Origin of the sequence: Vibrio sp. ZF 223 (genome assembly GCF_003050585.1) — a bacterium.
GTDB lineage: Bacteria > Pseudomonadota > Gammaproteobacteria > Enterobacterales > Vibrionaceae > Vibrio > Vibrio crassostreae.
Genome location: NZ_PIGB01000005.1, coordinates 251,688 through 272,684, shown reverse-complemented (window position 1 = coordinate 272,684; position 20,997 = coordinate 251,688). Strand labels below are relative to the sequence as shown.

The 20,997-nt window shown below is 45.6% G+C and carries 12 protein-coding genes; 10 read left to right on the top strand and 2 right to left on the bottom strand.

Features of this window, described 5'->3' with window-relative positions:
• Window positions 1-34 precede the first annotated feature (34 nt).
• The 10 genes from hrpB to CWO13_RS12720 all read left to right on the top strand — a co-directional run bounded on the left by hrpB (window position 35) and on the right by CWO13_RS12720 (window position 16,840).
• Complete coding sequence (gene hrpB, locus CWO13_RS12765; protein ID WP_108083044.1) at window positions 35-2,533, top strand: ATP-dependent helicase HrpB; 2,499 nt, start codon at window positions 35-37, stop codon at window positions 2,531-2,533.
• Window positions 2,530-4,929: a penicillin-binding protein 1B gene (mrcB, locus tag CWO13_RS12760; RefSeq protein WP_055319610.1), complete on the top strand. Its 2,400-nt coding sequence runs from the start codon at window positions 2,530-2,532 to the stop codon at window positions 4,927-4,929. The genes hrpB and mrcB overlap by 4 nt, the downstream gene beginning before the upstream one ends.
• A gap of 38 nt (window positions 4,930-4,967) precedes the next feature.
• Window positions 4,968-7,301, top strand: a complete 2,334-nt coding sequence (locus CWO13_RS12755; RefSeq protein ID WP_102433048.1) for a patatin-like phospholipase family protein — start codon at window positions 4,968-4,970, stop codon at window positions 7,299-7,301.
• Window positions 7,302-7,573: 272 nt separating this feature from the next.
• A complete protein-coding gene (gene acnB, locus CWO13_RS12750; RefSeq protein WP_057622291.1) occupies window positions 7,574-10,162 on the top strand; it encodes a bifunctional aconitate hydratase 2/2-methylisocitrate dehydratase in 2,589 nt (862 codons plus the stop codon).
• Window positions 10,163-10,429: 267 nt separating this feature from the next.
• Window positions 10,430-10,798: a YacL family protein gene (locus CWO13_RS12745; protein ID WP_019824378.1), complete on the top strand. Its 369-nt coding sequence runs from the start codon at window positions 10,430-10,432 to the stop codon at window positions 10,796-10,798.
• A 239-nt stretch (window positions 10,799-11,037) separates the two neighbouring features.
• Window positions 11,038-11,376, top strand: coding sequence for a P-II family nitrogen regulator (gene glnK, locus CWO13_RS12740; RefSeq protein ID WP_004738200.1), 339 nt, complete (start codon window positions 11,038-11,040; stop codon window positions 11,374-11,376).
• A 27-nt stretch (window positions 11,377-11,403) separates the two neighbouring features.
• Window positions 11,404-12,633: an ammonium transporter gene (locus CWO13_RS12735; RefSeq protein ID WP_048658181.1), complete on the top strand. Its 1,230-nt coding sequence runs from the start codon at window positions 11,404-11,406 to the stop codon at window positions 12,631-12,633.
• A 295-nt stretch (window positions 12,634-12,928) separates the two neighbouring features.
• A complete protein-coding gene (locus CWO13_RS12730) occupies window positions 12,929-13,942 on the top strand; it encodes a Fe(3+) ABC transporter substrate-binding protein (RefSeq protein ID WP_048658180.1) in 1,014 nt (337 codons plus the stop codon).
• A gap of 244 nt (window positions 13,943-14,186) precedes the next feature.
• The gene (locus CWO13_RS12725; RefSeq protein WP_048658179.1) at window positions 14,187-15,812 is read left to right on the top strand and encodes an ABC transporter permease; all 1,626 of its coding nucleotides are present in this window, start codon (window positions 14,187-14,189) and stop codon (window positions 15,810-15,812) included.
• Window positions 15,812-16,840, top strand: coding sequence for an ABC transporter ATP-binding protein (locus CWO13_RS12720; RefSeq protein WP_048664518.1), 1,029 nt, complete (start codon window positions 15,812-15,814; stop codon window positions 16,838-16,840). Before CWO13_RS12725 ends, CWO13_RS12720 begins: the two co-directional genes overlap by 1 nt.
• 173 nt (window positions 16,841-17,013) lie before the next feature.
• Here CWO13_RS12720 and CWO13_RS12715 read toward each other — a convergent pair whose 3' ends face one another.
• Both CWO13_RS12715 and CWO13_RS12710 read right to left on the bottom strand, forming a co-directional pair.
• On the bottom strand, window positions 17,014-18,426 hold the full coding sequence (locus tag CWO13_RS12715) for a phosphoglucomutase/phosphomannomutase family protein (protein ID WP_102433051.1): 1,413 nt from the start codon (window positions 18,424-18,426) through the stop codon (window positions 17,014-17,016).
• A 74-nt stretch (window positions 18,427-18,500) separates the two neighbouring features.
• Window positions 18,501-20,906 (bottom strand): GH36-type glycosyl hydrolase domain-containing protein, encoded by a 2,406-nt coding sequence (locus tag CWO13_RS12710; RefSeq protein ID WP_108083043.1) that lies wholly within the window; start codon window positions 20,904-20,906, stop codon window positions 18,501-18,503.
• Window positions 20,907-20,997: the final 91 nt, after the last annotated feature.

The following is a 20,997-nucleotide window of genomic DNA, read 5'->3' as shown; positions in this document are numbered from 1 at the left end:
ATTACTTATTTAGACAGGTAGGTTTTTATGTACAATGTTGCCAACATTACACCACAAGGTTCTCCCATTGCCACAACTGCCCATAGAAGCTGTGATGCCAGATCTGCTCGCTGGCGTAGAAACACATACTCAACTTATTCTAAAGGCCGCTCCCGGTGCGGGTAAGTCAACATTCTTCCCTTTACAACTGGTTAAGACCAATGCTGTTCAAGGCAAAATTATCATGCTTGAACCTAGGCGTTTGGCGGCAAGAAATATTGCGACTTACTTGGCGAGTCAATTGGGAGAGAAGGTCGGGGAGAGCATTGGCTTTAGAGTTCGTGGTGAATCTAAAACCAGCAGTTCAACTCGCTTGGAAATCGTCACTGAAGGGATCATGACAAGAATGATCCAAACCGACCCTGAATTGACTGGGGTTGATATGGTGATCTTCGATGAATTTCATGAGCGCAGCATTCACGCCGATACCGCATTGGCGTTTAGCTTAGAGATCCAAGAGGCATTGCGTGACGATCTAAAGGTGGTTGTGATGTCGGCAACCTTAGATCAACACGCGCTGCAGTCTTTATTGCCTAGTGCCAAATACGTAGAATCACAAGGTCGCACCTTTCCGGTCGATTTCCGTTATCAGCCTCTTAGCGCAAATGAATATCTAGCCCCTAAAATGGCTAGCGTGATTCGCTCTCTGATGGAGAAAGAGTCAGGCTCACTTCTAGCTTTTTTACCAGGCGTTTCTGCGATTAAGCAGGTGGAATCTCAACTTGAACAGCTTGCTGGTCATATCGATGTGTGTCCTCTTTATGGGCAACTTAGCTTTCCTCTACAACAGAAAGCGATCGCGTCATCAGAGAAAGGGCGTCGAAAGGTGGTATTGGCCACCAATATCGCGGAAACCTCTTTGACTATCGAAGGTATTCGATTAGTGGTGGACTCCGGGCTTGAAAGAGTCGCTAAGTTTGATTTGAAAACTGGTATCACCAAGCTCGAGCAAGTGAAAATCTCACAATCTTCTGCTGAACAACGAGCGGGTCGTGCAGGACGAATTGAAGAGGGCTTGTGCGTTCGTTTGTACAGTGAAACGCAACTAATGCAGCAACCTGCTGTACCAGAGCCTGAGATTCTTCATTCTGATTTGTCTTCGTTGGTGTCTGAATTGACGCAATGGGGCGCTGTGAGTGCAGACGAGTTGCAATGGTTAGACATTCCGCCCCAAGCTTCAGTGGAGCAAGCCAAGCAACTGCTGCAAAGCCTTGAGATATTAGACAGCAATGGTCAATTTACGGCGCTAGGTAAACTGGCTCAACGTTTAGGCCTTGAACCACGTATCGCCAGCATGCTGATAAAAGCGCAACAGAACGGCCAAGCATTGCTGAATGCTGCGATTGTCGCAGCCGCTTTACTTGAAGAGCCTGAACGCAACGTCACAGATATTCAGCATTCGTTGCACCGACTTAAGCAAAGAAAACATTCGAAAAATAACGTGGTGATGCAGCGAGCGAAAAGTCTCGCCAGCAAACTCAATCATCACTTAGATTTGTCACAAGCTGACGAATCATTGCTACCATTAGTGCTTTGTTTTGCCTTCCCGGATCGGATTGCACAAGTGAGAAGCGCGACCAGCAGTGCTTTCCGTCTTGCTAATGGCCACGGCGCCGAGGTTCGTGACGATGACCCATTGGCGAACAATGACTATATCGTAGTGATTGATTTGATGCGCAGCACAGGGCGAGCCAGTCAGATTTTCTTGGCCACCGCGGTTGATATTGCGCTGCTAGAAGAAGCGTTTCCAAATCTCTTTGTCTGTTCAGATTATGCGGATTGGGATGAAAAGCGTGGCCGTTTAGTTGCCGAGCAGCGAGTGTCCCTGGGCAAACTGATTATCAGCACCAAAGCTTTACCTGAGCCCGATTCGAATCAGGCGAGCCAAGCGCTGCTCAACTATGTCGCTCGATGCGGGCTGGATCGATTACATTGGACACCTTCGGCTAAACAGCTGGTTGAGCGTGTGCGCTGTGCTGGTCTTTGGATGCCTGAACATGATTGGCCAGCGATGGATAACGCGAGTTTGGTCGAACATATTGATGAGTGGCTATCTCCATATTTGAATGGCGTTAAGTCGGCAAAAGGGCTCGCTAGTGTTTCGGTTGAACAGGCATTGTCTGCTTATCTTGGTTGGCCTTTGAATCAAGAGATAGACCAATGGTTACCAACGCACTATGTGATGCCGACAGGCAGCAAGAAGACCATTCGTTATCAATATCAGTCTGAACCCGTGATCTCAGTGCGAATGCAGGAAGTCTTTGGTGAACAAGACTCGCCATTGATCGCGCAAGGGGGTAAAAAAGTCGTGCTTGAGCTACTTTCTCCAGCACAGCGACCACTGCAAATTACTCAAGATTTAGCTGGCTTTTGGGCTGGCGCGTACAAAGAAGTACAAAAAGAGATGAAAGGCCGTTACCCAAAACATCCTTGGCCGGATGACCCTGCTAACCATGTAGCAACCACTAAAACCAAACGACAGTTGAATCGATGATGACCAAAATGTTAACGCCAAAAAAGGCACCACCTAAAAAAGCGCCAACAAAGAAGTCACCCGCGACCAAAGCCAAGCCAAGAAAACCAAGAGCGGCTGCGAAAAAGACCAAACCTAAGGCTAAGAAGTCAGGTCAAAGAGGTTGGTTGAAGATCCTGTGGGGTATTTCTTGGAAAGCGGGCATAGCGCTCGCGGCATTGCTGTTGTTTGTCGGTATTTATCTTGATTCTGTGGTCAAGCAGCGTTTTGAAGGTCAGCTGTTTGATTTGCCAACCGTGGTTTATGCGCGAGTACTAGACCTGTCTCCTGGAACTCCAGTGAGTTTGGTGCAGGTTAAGAATGAGCTCGATGTGCTTAATTATCGTAAGGTGAACGCGCCTCGTCACCCGGGCGAATACTCCTCTTCTTCAACCAAGATTGAAATGATTCGTCGTCCGTTCGAGTTTGTCGATGGACCCGAAGCGGATCGTCATGTGATGCTGCATTTCAACGGTAACGAGTTAACTCGAATTCAGTCGTTAGAGAAGAAAGGCGACATGGGGTATTTGCGTGTTGAGCCGAAAATGCTGGGCATGCTTGAGAAAAGCAACGACGAGCAACGACTGTTCTTAAAACGTAACCAATTCCCAGAAGTGATGGTTGATGCGCTACTGGCGACCGAAGACAGAAATTTCTATCAACATGATGGGGTTTCGCCATTGGCGATCGCTCGTGCGATGGTGGTGAATGTTAAAGCCGGGCGCACGGTACAAGGTGGTAGTACGCTGACTCAGCAGTTGGCGAAGAACCTGTTCTTGTCCAGTGAACGTACATTGTGGCGTAAGGTTCGTGAAGCCTACATTGCGCTTATCTTAGACCATCGTTACAGCAAAGATCGTATTCTAGAGGCTTACTTAAACGAGGTTTACCTTGGGCAAAATGGCGGGCAAGCGATTCATGGTTTCGGTTTGGCGTCTCGCTTGTACTTCGGTCAACCTATTCAAGAGCTCCGTATTGATCAGCTAGCACTGCTTGTCGGTATGGTAAAGGGACCTTCGTATTACAATCCGGTTCGTTATCCTGAGCGTGCTAAGACTCGACGCGATCTGGTGCTTCGCTTGTTGATGCAGCAAGACATATTAACTCCGCGACAATACGAAGAAGCGGCGAGTCGTGATTTGGATATTCAAGACAACCCACGTATTGCTAGCCGTCAGCCCGCTTACTTCCAGCAAGTCAATATTGAGCTTAAGAAGTATGTCGGCGATCGATTTGAAGCGAAAAAAGGCATTCGAGTTTTTACCTCTTTGGATCCGGTTTCCCAAGACAAGTTAGAGAAGTCGATTGCACGTAAGGTGCCTGATTTATCGAAAACCGCAGGTAACAAACTGGAAGCTGCAGCTATTGCTGTGGATAGAAATACCGGTGAAATCCGAGCTATGGTCGGTGGTAAACGTACTGGCTACGATGGTTTTAACCGTGCCTTGAATGCGAGTCGTCCTATTGGTTCTTTGGTTAAGCCTGCAATCTACTTAACCGCCTTAGAACAACCCCAAAAGTACACGTTGGCGACAACACTGAAGGACACGCCACTGAGCTTGAAAGGCAGTAAAGGCAGCGTATGGAGCCCAAGAAACTTCGATCGTAAGTTCCGCGGAGATGTGCCCTTGTATGTGGCGCTTTCTAAGTCTTACAACGTACCTACCGTTCGTTTGGGCATGCAGTTAGGCATTGATAGCGTCTCGGATACGATTGAAAAGCTGGGTGTCGATAAAAATGAGATACGCCCAGTGCCGTCGATGTTTTTGGGTTCGTTCTCACTGACTCCGTTCCAAGTAGCGCAGATGTACCAAACCATTACCAACTCTGGTCGTATCGCACCTTTGTCTGCTCTTCGTTCTGTGGTTGATAATGATGGCGAGGTTCTGTATCAATCAATCCCTCGCGTATCGCAAAGTGTTGATCAGCAAGCTGCTTGGTTAACAACTTATGCGATGAAGCGTGGTGTATCGGAAGGTACGGGTCGTTTCCTACAAGGTCAGTTTGCTTGGGCAGGGTTAGCCGGTAAAACGGGCACCAGTAATGACAGTCGAGACAGTTGGTTTGTTGGGGTTGATGGCCGTGAAGTCACCACCATCTGGCTAGGGCGCGATGATAATAAGCCGACTAAACTAACGGGCTCAAGTGGTGCGTTACGTGTCTATGCCGATTATCTTAAACATAGAACTCCGGAGCAATTATTACTGCCTTGGCCGAATGGGATTACGACGGCCAGTTTTACTCGAACTTCTGAAGGGGCTTTAGAGTTTGACTGTGATGGTGCGGTGAAACTGCCTGTTTGGGATGAGAATGGAAACATTAAAAAGGGCTGTGAAAGTCAACCAAAACAGTGGCTAAAGAAGCTTTTTCAGTGGTAAAGTCATAACAGAAAAGAATGACAAGGATAGTTTAAAGAATGATTTCTCGTTGGATAGTGAGCGGCTTAGGTATTGTGGGCACTGTAATCAGTTTTCAGCTGTTTGCATCTACCGCGACACAGGTTGATCAATCTCAGCAAGCTGAACAAGCTCATAAAAGGCCAACCGTTGCTGTCGTTCTTGCTGGTGGTGGTGCCAAAGGTGCAGCTCACATTGGTGTACTTAAAGCCTTAGAAGAGATGCAAATCCCGGTGGATTATATTACCGGTACTAGTATGGGCTCATACGTTGGTGGTCTTTATGCGACAGGGATGAGCGCAGACGAGATCGAGAGCTTTATTTATACGGTTGATTGGAATCGTGGTTATCGTGATCGCGTTAACCGTAGTGATCGCCGAGTGCGTGACAAAGAGTATGAAGACCGTTACCAACTGAACACTGACCTTGGTTTAGGTTGGGGTGAAATCAAAGCAAGGAAAGGGGTGGTTCAAGGTCAGAATATGTTGCGTATTCTACGTGAGACCACAGGTAACCTCTCTCCACTCGACTCTTTTGACCATCTTGCTATTCCTTACCGTTCAGTCGCAACTGACATTATCGAACTTGAAGAAGTGGTCATCGATCATGGTCACCTTGTCGATGCCATGATGGCCAGTATGTCGGTACCCGGTGCGCTTCCCCCTTATTCGCTAGATGGTCGAATGCTGGTTGATGGTGGTGTCACCAATAATATGCCAGTCGACGTTGCCAGAGCGATGGGAGCGGACATTGTCATTGCGGTGGATATCAGTACCAATTACAAAGGCAAAGAAGACTTCACGAATTTTCTAGCGGCAGCTGACCAACTTTCTAATTATCTGGTTCAACGCAGCACTCAGGAGCAAGCTGAAACACTGACCGATGATGATGTTTTCCTACGCCCTGATGTTGGGCAAATGGAGACGACAGAATTCGATAAAATGCCGGGTGCCTACCAAGCCGGTTATGACGCAGCGATTCAGAATAGCTCTGAGCTTTCTAAGCTGTCACTCTCTAACGCAGACTATCAGCATTATATCGAGGACAAACAAAAAGCACGCAGACAGCTGAAGCACGGTGATAAGACCGTCGTTGACCGAGTTGTTATCAATAACAATACTCACTATTCCGATAAGCTGATCGAAAACCGTTTAAACCTAGATTCCGGTAAGATCTTAAAGACCAGTGAAATTGAATCTAAAGTGCAAGACCTCTATGCACTGGATAGATTTGAGTTAGTCACTTATGAGTTTGATAATGTTGACGGTGAAGAGCAACTTACGGTGAATGTGGATGAAAAGTCTTGGGGGCCAAACTACCTCAACTTTCGTTTCTTTCTTGAAGATGATTTCTCTACTACCAGCCAGTACTCGATCGGTGTTTCAGCCAACTTTACCGATATCAACTCGCACGGTGCAGAGTTAAGAACCAATATCGAGATGGGTACGGATAAACGAATTGAGGCCGAACTCTACTCGCCATTCTTTTCGAGCCAAAAATTGTTCACTTCAGCATCGATTGTTTACAGTAAGCAGAACAGAAACCTCCCGGTCGATATTGACGAAATTGAAGAGCCAACACTAGACGTAACGAACGACTACTTTCCAATGACTTATAGCGAGTATGTCGGAGAGTTAGCATTAGGCTATCAACCTACCTTGTGGCAAGAGCTGAAATTCGGCCTTCGCTATACTGATGGGGATGTTGAGGTGGCTTCTTTACCTTCATTGGGCAGTGGTGGCTATAAACGTATTGGTGGCTTTATGGGCTATCGACTGGATACTTTGGATAATTTCAGCTTGCCGACTAAGGGCTTCTTTGTCGATTTGGAGTACCTTGTCTCCCATGATGATTTTGATAATGACAGCTCTGTTGGTGAATCGGATTTAACGTCTGAGAGTGATACGGTTTATGAGTTTTCAGCCAATTTCATGGCTGCACAAAGTATTGAGAAGCATACTTTAGTCGCAAAGCTCGATTACGGCATTGTAGAAAGTAAAAATTCAGTCTTTCCAATTGATCCGAAAGAGCTAGGAGGGTTCCTCAATCTATCCGGTATTCCAAGGAATAGCTTGATCGGTCAAAACTTAGCATACACCAGTTTGATTTATCGCTATAAGTGGTTTGAAAATGACTTCGGTCTCTTTAAATCACCATTCTACGTGGGGGCATCCATTGAACATGGTGGTGTTTGGTCGAACAATGATTTGAGTATTGATGAAGCGCCAATGTACACCGCGGGTTCTGTTTTCGCAGGAGTCGATTCACCCATCGGGCCGATCATTTTAGCTTATGGCCGAACCGAAGATAACTTCGATTCGGTGTATCTGATTGTGGGTACTTCCTACAAATAATCATGCGTAGAGTCGCCATTTAAGTGCGTAATTAGGCAAAAATAGTGGGACTTTCGTCTTAACTTGCTATGTTGGTCAAAATGATAAGATTTTAATTTAACGTTAAATTTGCTATTCTACCGCCCACAGTTTGGCCTCTATGACGCCGCTCATCAATACAAATTGAATGACAAAAATGGCAATGGAGAGCCAAGTTTCCAAGGATGTTCACTTCTTTATTTTACTAACAATTATGAAGGGAAGAAGTGAACCGCAATGAGAGGAAAAAAGTCGTGCTTGAAGCCTACCGTAAACACGTCGAAGAACGTGCTGCCGAAGGAGTTGTTCCAAAACCACTAGATGCTGAGCAGGTAGCTGGCCTAGTTGAACTTCTGAAGAATCCACCTCAAGGTGAAGAAGAAATCATTCTTGACCTACTAGAAAACCGCATTCCACCGGGTGTAGATGAAGCTGCTTATGTAAAAGCTGGCTTTCTTACGGCTATCACTAAAGGTGAAGTAGCTTCTCCACTAGTAAGCAAAGCAAAAGCTGCAGAACTGCTTGGTACTATGCAAGGCGGTTACAACATCGAATCTCTAGTATCTCTACTAGACGATGCTGAGCTTGCTCCAATCGCTGTTAAAGCTCTATCTCATACTCTACTGATGTTCGATGCGTTCTATGACGTAGAAGAGAAAGCGAAAGCGGGCAATGCATCTGCACAACAAGTACTTCAATCTTGGGCTGATGCTGAATGGTTTACAGCGAAAAACAAAGTAGCGGAAAAGATCACCGTTAAAGTATTTAAAGTTACCGGTGAAACTAACACTGATGACTTATCTCCAGCGCCTGATGCATGGTCACGTCCTGATATCCCAGTGCACGCGAAAGCGATGCTGAAGATGGAACGTGATGGCATTACTCCTGATGAGCAGGGTAGCGTTGGTCCAATCAATCAAATTGAAGAAATGCAAAAAGATGGCATTCCACTGGCTTACGTTGGTGATGTTGTTGGTACAGGTTCTTCACGTAAATCGGCAACCAACTCAGTACTTTGGTTCATGGGTGAAGATATCCCATTCGTACCAAACAAGCGTACTGGCGGTGTTTGTCTTGGTGGTAAAATTGCACCAATCTTCTACAACACAATGGAAGATTCAGGCGCACTACCAATTGAACTGAACGTACAAGACATGAACATGGGCGATATCATTGATATCTACCCGTACGAAGGTGTTGTTCACAAGAACGGTTCTGTAATTTCAAACTTTGAGCTAAGCAAAGTTCTTCTCGATGAAGTGCGTGCTGGTGGCCGTATTCCACTGATCATTGGTCGTGGCCTAACAGGTCGTGCTCGTGACGCTCTAGGTCTAGCTGAAACGGATCTGTTTGCTAAACCAATCGATCCATCTGCATCTGATAAAGGCTACACGCTAGCTCAGAAGATGGTAGGTAAAGCATGTGGTGTTGAAGGTGTGCGTGCTGGTCAGTACTGTGAACCTAAAATGACGACAGTCGGTTCTCAAGATACGACCGGTCCTATGACTCGTGATGAGCTTAAAGATCTGGCGTGTCTTGGTTTCTCAGCAGACCTTGTAATGCAGTCTTTCTGTCACACATCTGCATACCCGAAACCTGTTGATGTAAACACTCACCATACGCTACCTGATTTCATCATGAACCGTGCGGGTGTTTCACTTCGTCCGGGTGATGGCGTTATCCACTCATGGCTAAACCGTATGCTTCTTCCTGATACTGTAGGTACAGGTGGTGACTCGCATACTCGTTTCCCTCTAGGTATTTCATTCCCTGCGGGTTCTGGCTTGGTAGCATTTGCTGCCGCAACAGGCGTTATGCCTCTTGATATGCCTGAATCTATCTTGGTTCGCTTTAAAGGCGAAATGCAACCGGGTATCACGCTACGTGACCTAGTACATGCCATTCCTCTTTATGGTATCAAGCAAGGCCTACTAACCGTAGAGAAAGCAGGTAAGATCAACGAATTCTCTGGTCGTGTACTAGAAATTGAAGGTGTTGAGCACCTATCTGTTGAGCAAGCATTTGAGCTTTCTGATGCATCTGCTGAGCGTTCTGCTGCAGGTTGTACGGTTAAGCTATCTCAAGAGTCGATCGATGAGTACCTGAACTCGAATATCGTTATGCTTAAGTGGATGATCGCGGAAGGTTACGGTGATGTTCGTACGATTGAGCGTCGTATCACTGCAATGGAAGAGTGGTTAGCGAACCCTGAGTTGCTATCTGCTGATTCAGATGCGGAATACGCGCACGTTATCGAGATTGATCTTGCTGACATCGATCAACCAATCCTTTGTGCACCAAACGATCCAGATGATGCTCGTCTTCTTTCTGACGTTCAAGGTACTGAGATTCAAGAAGTGTTTATCGGTTCTTGTATGACGAACATCGGTCACTTCCGTGCTGCTGGTAAGATGCTAGAAGAGTTTAACGGCTCGCTAAATACTCGCCTATGGGTGGCTCCGCCAACCAAGATGGATAAAGATCAGCTGACAGAAGAAGGCTACTACGGCATCTTCGGTCGTGCTGGGGTTCGTATTGAAACTCCGGGTTGTTCACTGTGTATGGGTAACCAAGCTCGTGTTGCTGATGCTGCGACGGTAATGTCTACCTCTACTCGTAACTTCCCGAACCGTTTGGGTACAGGCGCGAATGTTTACCTAGCGTCAGCTGAACTTTCTGCGGTTGGTGCGATTCTAGGTCGTATTCCAACGAAAGAAGAGTACCTAGAGTACGCTGATAAGATCAATGCAACGGCTGCTGATACATACCGTTACCTGAACTTCCATAAAATGGGTCAGTACACGGAAAAAGCGGACACGGTTATTTTCCAAGAACCAGCCTAGTTCCTCGTCATATTTGTAGCGGCAGCGTTGTTGACTGCGTACGTTCACCCTAATCACATAGAGCTTCTATGCTCATAGGGATGAACGTACTTGTCGCCTAGCTGCCACTCCAACTATTTAGAGGAACCCAAATGATAGAGCGTCTACTTCGGTAGGCGTTTTTTTATGTCTGAATGTTAGAAGACGAGCGACTCGATCTCTTGATGACTTCGCTATATACTCTCGCCTCATTTTTAACCCTATCTGTCATTAGTGCGCGGAGCCTTTATGGAATTTGAATTTACAAGAAACACTTTAATGGGCGAGTACTATGTAAAGTGCAGTATGGGGCACGAGATCGTTGGCCGCTGGTTACAAGAAGAGATCGGCAAAGATAAGCAGAAACTAGATCATGTGATGGCGCTTATTGAGCAATCTCGACAAGACCTGAGCAATGAAGTGACGCTACTTGGCAAAGAGATTAGCCTTGCCATCAATGAAGATGAAGTCACGATTCAAGAAAACGTGTTAGCGCATGAGCAAGAAATGGAAGAGGGCAGTGAGTTCGACTTCTATAACTGTGAAAGCCAAGCAAGCTGTGGAATCGATGATTTTGAACTACTCATCGAACGCTGGATGGATTTTTTAGGTTACTAGTTTCTAACACCTATTTGTTAGTCATTCAGAGCTTTGAAGGCTCCGTTGCCCAAATCTGGAGCAATAAGAGCAATACGCATTAAGATAGTGAAAAGGCCGCACCATATTGGTGCGGCCTTTTTTGTTTTTATAGTCCTATCATGTGTATTTGATTAAAAATCAAACACTTAACTTTTTGGCACGCTACTTGGATTGTTATAAGAGAATTAACGGATTAAGTAAGAATTTAAGGAACGAATATGAAATTAATAAATGCCATTGTTAAGCCATTCAAATTAGACGATGTACGCGAAGCGCTCTCTGATGTGGGTATTGAAGGTATGACGGTTTCTGAAGTTAAGGGCTTTGGTCGTCAGAAAGGACACACAGAATTGTACCGTGGTGCAGAGTACCAAGTCGACTTCCTACCAAAAGTGAAGCTAGAGATTGCTACTCAAGCTGAAAACGTTGACCGAGTTGTTGAAGCGATCAGTCAAGCGGCACACACAGGTAAAATCGGTGACGGTAAGATTTTTGTGTATGACCTAAGCCAAGCCGTACGAATCCGTACTGGTGAAATGGATGCTGAAGCACTTTAAAGAATTACAAGGACTGGAGACTTTAATATGGAACTTACAACAACAGTAACGGAACTACGTTACGCACTAGACACTTTTTTCTTCCTCATTTCAGGTGCGTTGGTAATGTGGATGGCAGCAGGCTTCGCGATGCTTGAAGCTGGCCTAGTTCGTTCAAAGAACACAACAGAAATTTTAACTAAGAACATCTGCTTGTACGCGATTGCTTGTACAGCGTTCTTAGTGGTTGGTTACAACATTATGTATGTCGACAACGGCGAAGGCGGTTGGTTGCCATCATTCGGTACTCTGATTGGTACTCAAGGTGAAGGCGCAGACCACTCTCTAGAATCAGACTTCTTCTTCCAGGTAGTATTCGTTGCAACTGCAATGTCTGTGGTATCTGGTGCAGTTGCTGAGCGTATGAAACTTTGGTCGTTCCTTATCTTCTCGGTAGTACTAACAGCATTCATTTACCCAGTTGAAGGTTACTGGACTTGGGGCGGTGGTTTCCTATCAGAAGCGGGTTTCAGTGACTTTGCAGGTTCGGGTATCGTACATATGGCCGGTGCAGCAGCTGCATTAGCTGGTGTTCTACTACTTGGTGCTCGTAAAGGTAAATACGGTAAGAACGGTGAAATCTACCCGATTCCTGGTTCAAACATGCCGCTTGCAACACTAGGTACATTTATTCTTTGGTTTGGTTGGTTCGGTTTCAACGGCGGTTCTCAATTGATGGTTTCAGATTTCGAGAACGCGACAGCAGTTGGTCAAATCTTCCTTAACACCAACGCAGCAGCGGCAGCTGGCGCAATCGCAGCACTACTAGTATGTAAAACGACTTGGGGTAAAGCAGACCTAACAATGATTCTTAACGGTGCGTTAGCTGGCCTAGTAGCAATCACTGCGGACCCTCTATCACCATCACCTCTATTTGCTGTAGCGATTGGTTCGGTATCTGGTGCATTGGTTGTATTCAGCATCATCGCTCTAGATAAAGCTAAGATTGATGATCCAGTAGGTGCAATCTCTGTACACGGTGTGTGTGGTTTCTTCGGTCTAATGGCTGTGCCACTAAGCAATGCTGACGCAACGTTTGGTGCTCAACTAATGGGTGCAGCAGTAATCTTTGCATGGGTATTCGGTGCTAGCCTAGCGGTATGGGCAGTGCTTAAAGCAACAATCGGTATTCGTGTTAGTGAAGATGAAGAGCTAGAAGGTATGGACATGCACGATTGTGGTGTCGGCGCTTACCCAGAGTTTGTATCAGTAAAATAATCGATAGTATTTGTCTAATCTGAACGGGTTAGGCAGGACAAAGAAAACCCCATAGCCATTGGTTGTGGGGTTTTGTTATTAATGGTCGAGTAGTTTTGATTGATGTAGATAAACCGATCTAGCCGGCAACGCTTCGCACGCATAAGTGGTCGCTTTGAAATGAATTGTTACAAAAGTGCGAGGCTGATGGCGCAGAGCGAACAATTTTTTTGTCGGACATCATTGTAATTGTGTTACTGATGAATATAATAACGCAACTGATATAGATTATCATTTCGATATAAAGGATTTTACCATGAAAAAACTGCTAACACTTTCAGCTCTAGCGTGTAGTGTCATTGCCCCTGCTGCAATGGCTGCGGAAGAAGTGAACGTATACTCTTACCGTCAACCTTTCCTAGTTGAACCAATGTTCAAGGAATTCACAAAAGAGACTGGCATTAAAGTAAACGTTAAGTTTGCTAAAAAAGGTTTAGCAGAAAAGTTAGCTCAAGAAGGCGAATACAGCCCTGCAGACGTAGTGTTAACTGTAGACATCAGTCGTCTATCTGAGCTAACTAAACAAGGTTTAGTTCAGTCTGTTGAAAGCGAAGTTCTTGAAAAGAATATTCCTGCTCAATACCAAGATACAAACAATGAGTGGTTCGCTCTAACAACACGTACACGTAGCGTTTACTCTTCTCGTGACCGTGTTGGTCGTCTAGGTGAGGAGTTTACTTACGAAGATCTAACTAAGCCTGAATTTAAAGGTAAGATCTGTACGCGTAGCGGTAAGCACCCATACAATGTTTCTCTAGTATCTTCGATGATCGCTCACAAAGGTGAAGCTGAAACGAAAGAGTGGCTAGAAGGCGTAAAAGCTAACCTAGCACGCAAGCCTCAAGGTAACGATCGCGCACAAGTTAAAGCGATTAAAGAAGGCCTATGTGATGTTGCTCTTGGTAACAGCTACTACCTAGGCAAGATGGTTAACGATAAAGAGCAAAAAGCTTGGGCTGACGCTGTTTACATTAACTTCCCTAACCAAGAGACAACGGGTACTCACGTGAATATCTCTGGTATGGCAATGGCTAAATACTCTCCAAACGAAGAGAATGCCGTTAAGCTAATGGAATTCCTATCGGGTAACACAGCACAAAGCATGTATGCAGAAGTGAACTATGAATACCCAGTGAAAGCTGATGTTAAACCTTCTGAGCTTGTTGCTTCATGGGGTGAATTCAAAGCAGATACAATTTCTCTAGACCAAATTGCTGACCACCACGCAGCAGCAATTAAACTATTAGACGAAGTTAAGTTCGATCTTTAATTTATTACTGTAGGCTTCGGCCCAAGTAAAATGACAACCTCAAGTCGCCATTTTCGGTCACTTGGGGTTGTTTGTTTTGGAAAATCACTTTTTGATACAAAGCTCGCCGTTGATCCCTTGAGTTATTAGCATCTCACCTTGAAGTCATTACAGTATATGGGTATAAATAACCCCACCATTAAAAGGACATGAGATGTATTTACAAATGCATTTGTGTTTCATTAAGCCTCTTTGTAGTTAGGCGATGAAAGAAAAGAATTATTTATGGAACACCAGTAGCGGCATTATTGCTGTATTACTGGTTTTACCGATCTTAGCGATTTTTACGACGGCTGTTGGAGAAACAGATGAGCTATTTTCTCATCTGATGTCCACAGTAATGCCCACCTATGCTTACAATACGGTGGTTTTAGTCATGGGAACCTTATTCCTGTCTTTGGTTTTTGGTATTCCGTCTGCTTGGATTATGGCAATGTGCCGCGTTCCGGGAGAGCGGGTTTTGCAATGGGCGCTAGTACTGCCATTAGCAATGCCAGGCTATATTGTTGGGTATATATTCACCGATTGGTTCGACTTTGCTGGGCCTGTTCAAGTTCTACTGCGAGATCTTACTGGGTGGGGACCCGGTGAGTATTGGTTCCCGGATATTAGAACCTTATCTGGTGCTATTATTGTTCTGTCTCTCGTTCTCTATCCTTATGTTTACTTGCTGTGCCGCGCCGCATTTATGGAGCAAAACGTCTCCTTACTGCAATCCGCTCGGTTGCTAAAATGCTCACCTTGGGAAAGCTTTCGTCGTATCTCGTTGCCACTTGTTCGCCCATCAATGGCGGTAGGTCTATCGCTTGTTGCGATGGAAACTATCGGTGATTTTGGTACCGTGAGTTACTTTGCAGTCAACACTTTAACGACAGCGGTTTACGATACCTGGTTAGGTTATTCAAGTTTAACGGCTGCTGCGAAAATATCGGCAATTATGCTAGTTATCGTGATCCTGCTGTTGAGTTCAGAGCGCTACAGTCGTCGTAAACAGAAACTGTTCCAGAATCAATTCAGCAGTCGTGAAGACTTTCGTTACGACCTATCCGGTTGGAAGAAGTGGTTGGCACTGTTTTGGTGCTGGGGGTTAGTGTGCGTTGCATTCTTGTTCCCTCTGGGTCAGTTGATGATCTATGCCTACAAATACTTTGCACAAAGTTGGACGCCTGAATTCAGAGAGTATGCTGTTAACAGTCTTTATGTGTCAGTAGTCGCGGCGATTATTGGCGTTATCATTGCGATGATTGTGAACTTTAATCAACGTGTCAGCCCGAGTAAGAAAAATCAGGCTTACATGCGTATTGCTTCGATGGGCTATGCTGTTCCAGGCACTGTGTTGGCTATTGGTGTGATGGTGCCTGTGCTGTTTATGGATCACTTAGTCAATGATATTGCCAAAGTGATGGAGTGGGGACGCCCGGGGCTGATTTTCTCTGGTTCCATGTTTGCGCTGATCTTTGCAATGGTGGTGCGTTTTTCTGCAGTGGCGATTGGCAGTATTGAAAGTAGCTTGAGTAAAGTATCTCCTTCATTGGATATGGCTTCTAAAACCATGGGTTGCAATACCAACCAGATGTTACGTCGTGTTCATTTACCTTTGATTAAACGCGGCGCGCTGATCGCCGGTTTACTGGTGTTTATCGAATCAATGAAAGAGCTAAATGCGGCATTGCTGCTGCGCCCTTTCAACTTCGAAACATTGGCGACCTATGTTTATAACTATGCCTCAGATGAGCACCTCGAATTGGCGGCGATGCCTGCTGTATTACTGGTGTTAGTAGGTTTAATTCCTCTGATCATCGTAAACCGTTCTTTGGAGCAGAAACACTAATGAGTTGTGCATTATCAATTAAAGATCTGACTTGTAAGTATGAGTCGCAAACCATCTTGGAAGCGCTCTCGTTAGAAGTTGAGCATGGTGAAATTGTTTGTCTTCTTGGTGCAAGTGGTTGCGGGAAAACCACCTTACTTAAGGCGATTGCTGGCCTGCTTCCATTGAGTAGTGGCGTAATGAGTTTAAACTGTCAAACCATCGATGATGGCGATAATTGGTTGCCACCGGAGCAACGAAATATCGGTATGATTTTCCAAGACTACGCTCTGTTCCCGCACCTGACGGTCAACCAGAACGTTGGCTTTGGGCTAAAAGAACTCTCAGAGCAGCAAAAGAAAGAGAAAGTTCAAGAGATGTTAGAGTTGGTTCACTTAGATGAGTATGGTGACCGATACCCGCATCAACTTTCTGGTGGTCAACAGCAGCGTGTTGCGATTGCCCGATCTTTGGCATACAAGCCTGACTTACTGCTGTTAGATGAACCATTCTCGAACATTGACACTCAAGTTCGTCATGAGCTGATTTCTCAAATTCGTAAGATCTTTAAGAAGCAGGGTGTGACCGCTATTTTTGTGACTCACAGTCGCGAAGAGGCATTTGCTTTTGCAGATAAGATGGCTGTGATGAACCATGGTGTGATTGAACAGTATGGTTCGGCATCTGAGTTGTATTTCCACCCTTCGAGTAAGTTCGTTGCTGATTTCTTGGGTGGCGGTAGCTACTTAAAGGCACAGCGTATTTCAGACAATGAGTTTGAAACCAGCCTAGGTCTGATTGAAGCGAAAGCACAAACAGAGATTGAAGTGGGTGCGGATTGCGCGTTGTTGTTAAGACCTCAACATATTGTGGCAAGCCATGATGTCGACAGTAATCTGTCTGTATTGGAGCAGCAATTTATGGGCGATCACTGTCGCTATGTGATTGAAGCCAATGGTCAGAAGTTATTATCGACCTCTTCTGAAGCGCTTGAAGTCGGTATGCCAGTAACTGTGAAAGTAGACACCAAAGGCGTGCTTGCGTTCTAACTCAGTTTAGTCGCTAGCTAGACTCAGTAAATCTTACTCGGCTAAGTAATAGAAGTTCGCTATAAAAAAGCCCAGCACTTTAATTAAAGTACTGGGCAAGAGTTCTTCACCTATAGGCTTTAACAAGGCAGTGATTTGTTAAACCCCATCCAAAACTGCTGCACTCTATAGGCCTATAGAGAGAGGAAGTCTTTCACTTTCTGAAGAACACGTTCTGCTGTCTCTTTATCTTCCATTTCTGCGAAGATTCGTAGTAACGGCTCTGTTCCTGAGAAGCGAGCAATCACCCAGCCGCCATTCTTGAAGTACACCTTAGCACCATCTTCATAGCTGACTTTTTCAATTTCGTACTCAAATTCAGGCAGTTGTTTCTCTACGTAGATCTTAGTGTAGAGTGCCTCTTTCTCCGAAGGCTTAAACTTACAATCGCCTTCAGCGGTGTAGGCGTAGCCATACTTAGAGTAGATTTCATCAAGCAGTTCAGACAATTTCTTACCTGTCACACTGATCATCTCAACCAATAGGCTTGATGCGAATACGCCATCTTTACCTTTGATGTGACCACGAATGGTTAAACCACCTGAGCTTTCGCCACCAATCAGTGAGTCATCGGCTTCCATTTGCGAGCTAATATGTTTAAAGCCTACCGGAACCTCAAAGCTCTTCTCGCCGTGATCCGCCGCCACTTTGTCGAGTAGGTGTGTGGTTGCGATGTTGCGTACGACAGAACCTTTCCAGCCTTTGTATTCCAATAAATAGTAGTAAAGCAGCAATAGCACTTCGTTAGGGTGGATGAAGTGACCTTTCTCATCGATGATACCCAAACGGTCGGCATCACCATCAGTACCAATACCAATGTCATAACCTTCAGCGGCTACTAAGTGCTTTAAGCGATACAGCGTTGCGGCATTTGGTGATGGCATTAATCCACCAAAATCTGGGTTTTTGCCATCGTTGATCACGTCGACATCACAACGACCATTGATAAGAACCGTTTGCAGAGCGTTCTTTGCTACACCAAACATAGGGTCAATCAGTACGCGCAGATTCGCTTTCTTGATCGACTCGATATCGATGAAGTTAATGATCGAATCAACAAAGTCGTTCATTGGATTGATGATCTCGATCTCTTTGTCGTTCAACGCTTGTTCAAAGTCGACACGGATAACGTCTTCGTTGGTTAGAGTTGCGATTTGCTGCTCGATCTTCTCTGTGATGATCTCGTCAGCATCACGACCACCTTCAATGAACACCTTTATACCGTTGTAATCCGCTGGGTTGTGAGATGCGGTAATACATGCCGAGTAGGTACAACCCATCTCTTTTGCTTGGAACATCACGATAGGTGTTGGAACGAATTTATCAATGAAGCTTACTTTGATGTTGTTCGCTGCAAGTACTTCTGCAAACCAGCATGCCGCTTTATCTGAAAGGAAGCGACGGTCATAGCCGATCACAAATCCGTTCTTTGCAGCATCTTCGTTGTTGATGATGTTAGCGAGCGCTTGCGCTACCAAACGGACGTTTTCTCTAGTGAACTCCTCACCAATGAAAGCGCGCCAGCCACCTGTACCAAATTTAATCATTAGAAAATCCTTTTAGTCTCATTGTCTCAAGCCTGTAAAGACTTGAGACAAGAGCTGTTCGTTAAATTGAGTGACTAGCCTAGAACAACGACAACATCGTTCACGCTGCCTTCTGCTTGTACTGGGATTGCACCTTCAACTGACTCACCATTGATAGTGATAGAAGCAACGCCTTTGCTTACTGCATTCGGGTTTTGCACTGTGATGTTGTAAGTTGCGCCACGCCATTGACGAGTAACCTCGAACTCTGGCCAATCTGTTGGGATACATGGATCAACCGTTAATCCTTCAAAGCCAGTACGAACACCAAGAATGAAGTTGGTTACCGCAAAGTAAGCCCAACCAGAGGTACCGGTTAACCAAGGGTGGTTTGCGCGGCCGTGGTCTTGGTGGTCTTTACCCATGATGAACTGCACGTACGAGTATGGTTCTGCGTAACGTGTTTCAATCATGTCGTTTTGGTTATACGGGTTAAGTGCATCGTAGAATTTCATCGCACGGTCACCACGGCCAAGTTTCGCTTCTGCTACCCAAGCCCATGGATTCGGGTGAGAGAAGATTGCGCCATTCTCTTTTACGCCTTGGTAAACGCGAGTCACGAAACCGATGTCATCGTTTGGTGTTGCAAATGAAGGGGAGTTTAGGTGTAAGCCGTATTCAGAGAATAGGTTCTCATCTACTGCGTCCATCGCTTTCTCACCGCGCTCTTGAGAAACGGCACCAGACAGAACTGCGAGCGTGTTTGACTCAAGGTGTACACGGCCTTCAGCTTGTTGTGCAGTACCGATCTTGTCGCCATTTTTAGTCAGGCCACGGATGTACCAACCACCCTCGTCATCCCAAAGGTGAGTTTCACACGCTTCGCGTACGTTCGCTGCCATTTCTGTGTATTTAGCAACATCAGCATCGTTATTGCGGAACTTAGCAAGGTCTAAAAATTCTTGTAGCGCCCAGAAGTGTAGGAATGACACCATTGAAGATTCACCGCCACCTAGGTTCAAACAGTCATTCCAGTCAGCACGTAGACCTTTACAAATACCAGTTTGCCCCACGTATTCTGCAGAGAAGTTCAGTGCCGCTTTCATGTGTTCGTAGACAGTCGCTTCACCTCCGTCTGCGTATGGAATTACTTCATCAAAGAAGTCATGTTCACCGGTTTCCATCACATATTTGATGATGGTCGGAACGATCCACAAGTGATCATCAGAACAAGTATCTTCAATGCCGTGGATCTTGTCGTCATCTGACGGTGTTGGAACAACAGTTGGTGATTTTGAAGGCTCAACGTCTGCTTTCTCTGGATCGAACCAGTCTGGATCGAATAGGTGTAGACCGTAGCCCGCTTTTACTTGGCCACGAAGCAGGTCGATAATACGTTTCTTGGTCATTTGTGGGTTGGCATGAGGTACTGAAATCGCATCTTGCGCAGTATCACGGTAGCCAAGACCAGTACGCCCCCCAACTTCAATGAATGATGCAAAGCGTGACCAAACTACACAGGTTTCTGCTTGGTACAGTGTCCAAGTGTTGATCATGGTGTCTAAGCCTTCGTTTGGAGACTTAACTTGGAACTTGTTGCAACGCTCGTCCCAGTGATCTTTGATGCCTTGGAAAGCCGCATCAACGTTTGCTGTATCTTGGTACTTCTCGCGTAGGCGTTCCCCGTTGCCTTTACCTATACCTAGTACGTACGCAAAGCGAACTTCTTCACCCGGTTGAATGGTAAATTGCTTGTGCAGAGAACCACAGTGGTTGTAACAGGTTTGAGCGCTGTTAGAACACTTACCGTTTTCAACCGCAATTGGATTAGCTTCATCACGGTACATGCCAAGGAAGCTGTCACGTTGGCCATCGTAGCTGTCTGGCGAGAAGGTTGACGCTAGGTAGTAGAAGCCTTCAAAGTCGTTAGTGTTGTAGTATAGGTCGTATTCCAACACACCTTCTTGGTAAGACGTGCCCGCAGAGTACAAAGACATCTGGTGGTTCTGGTTGTCCGATTGGATGTGGCTGAACGAGAACTCAACAAATGAGAAGGTGCTGATAGTACGTGGCTTATCAGTGTTGTTCTTTAGCACAACGTCCCAAACTTCTGCATCTTCGCCTTTAGGTACGAATAGCGTTTTGGTTGCGGTAATGCCGCTGTATTCACATTTGAACTTTGAGTATGACAGGCCGTGACGAACCTCGTAGTTCGCTTCATCTAGGCTCTTGGCCACTGGTTGCCAAGAGATAGACCAGTAATCACCCGTCTCATCATCACGCAAGTAAACATAGTGTCCAGGACGGTCAAAGGTGCCGTTTGGACGGAACTTAGTAACACGGTTGTATTCCGGAGAGTTGTAGAACGAGTAACCGCCCGCATTGTGCGAAATCACGGTACAAAACTTTTCAGTACCTAGGTAGTTGGTCCAAGGTGCTGGTACATCAGGGCGAGTGATGACGTATTCGCGATTGTCGTTATCGAAATAGCCGTATTTCATTGTCATTTCCTTTTTAACAAACTGCATCTATGCAGCTAATTTTTAAATAGTGATGCTGAGTCTTATCTGACTGAGCACCTTAATTTGAGTT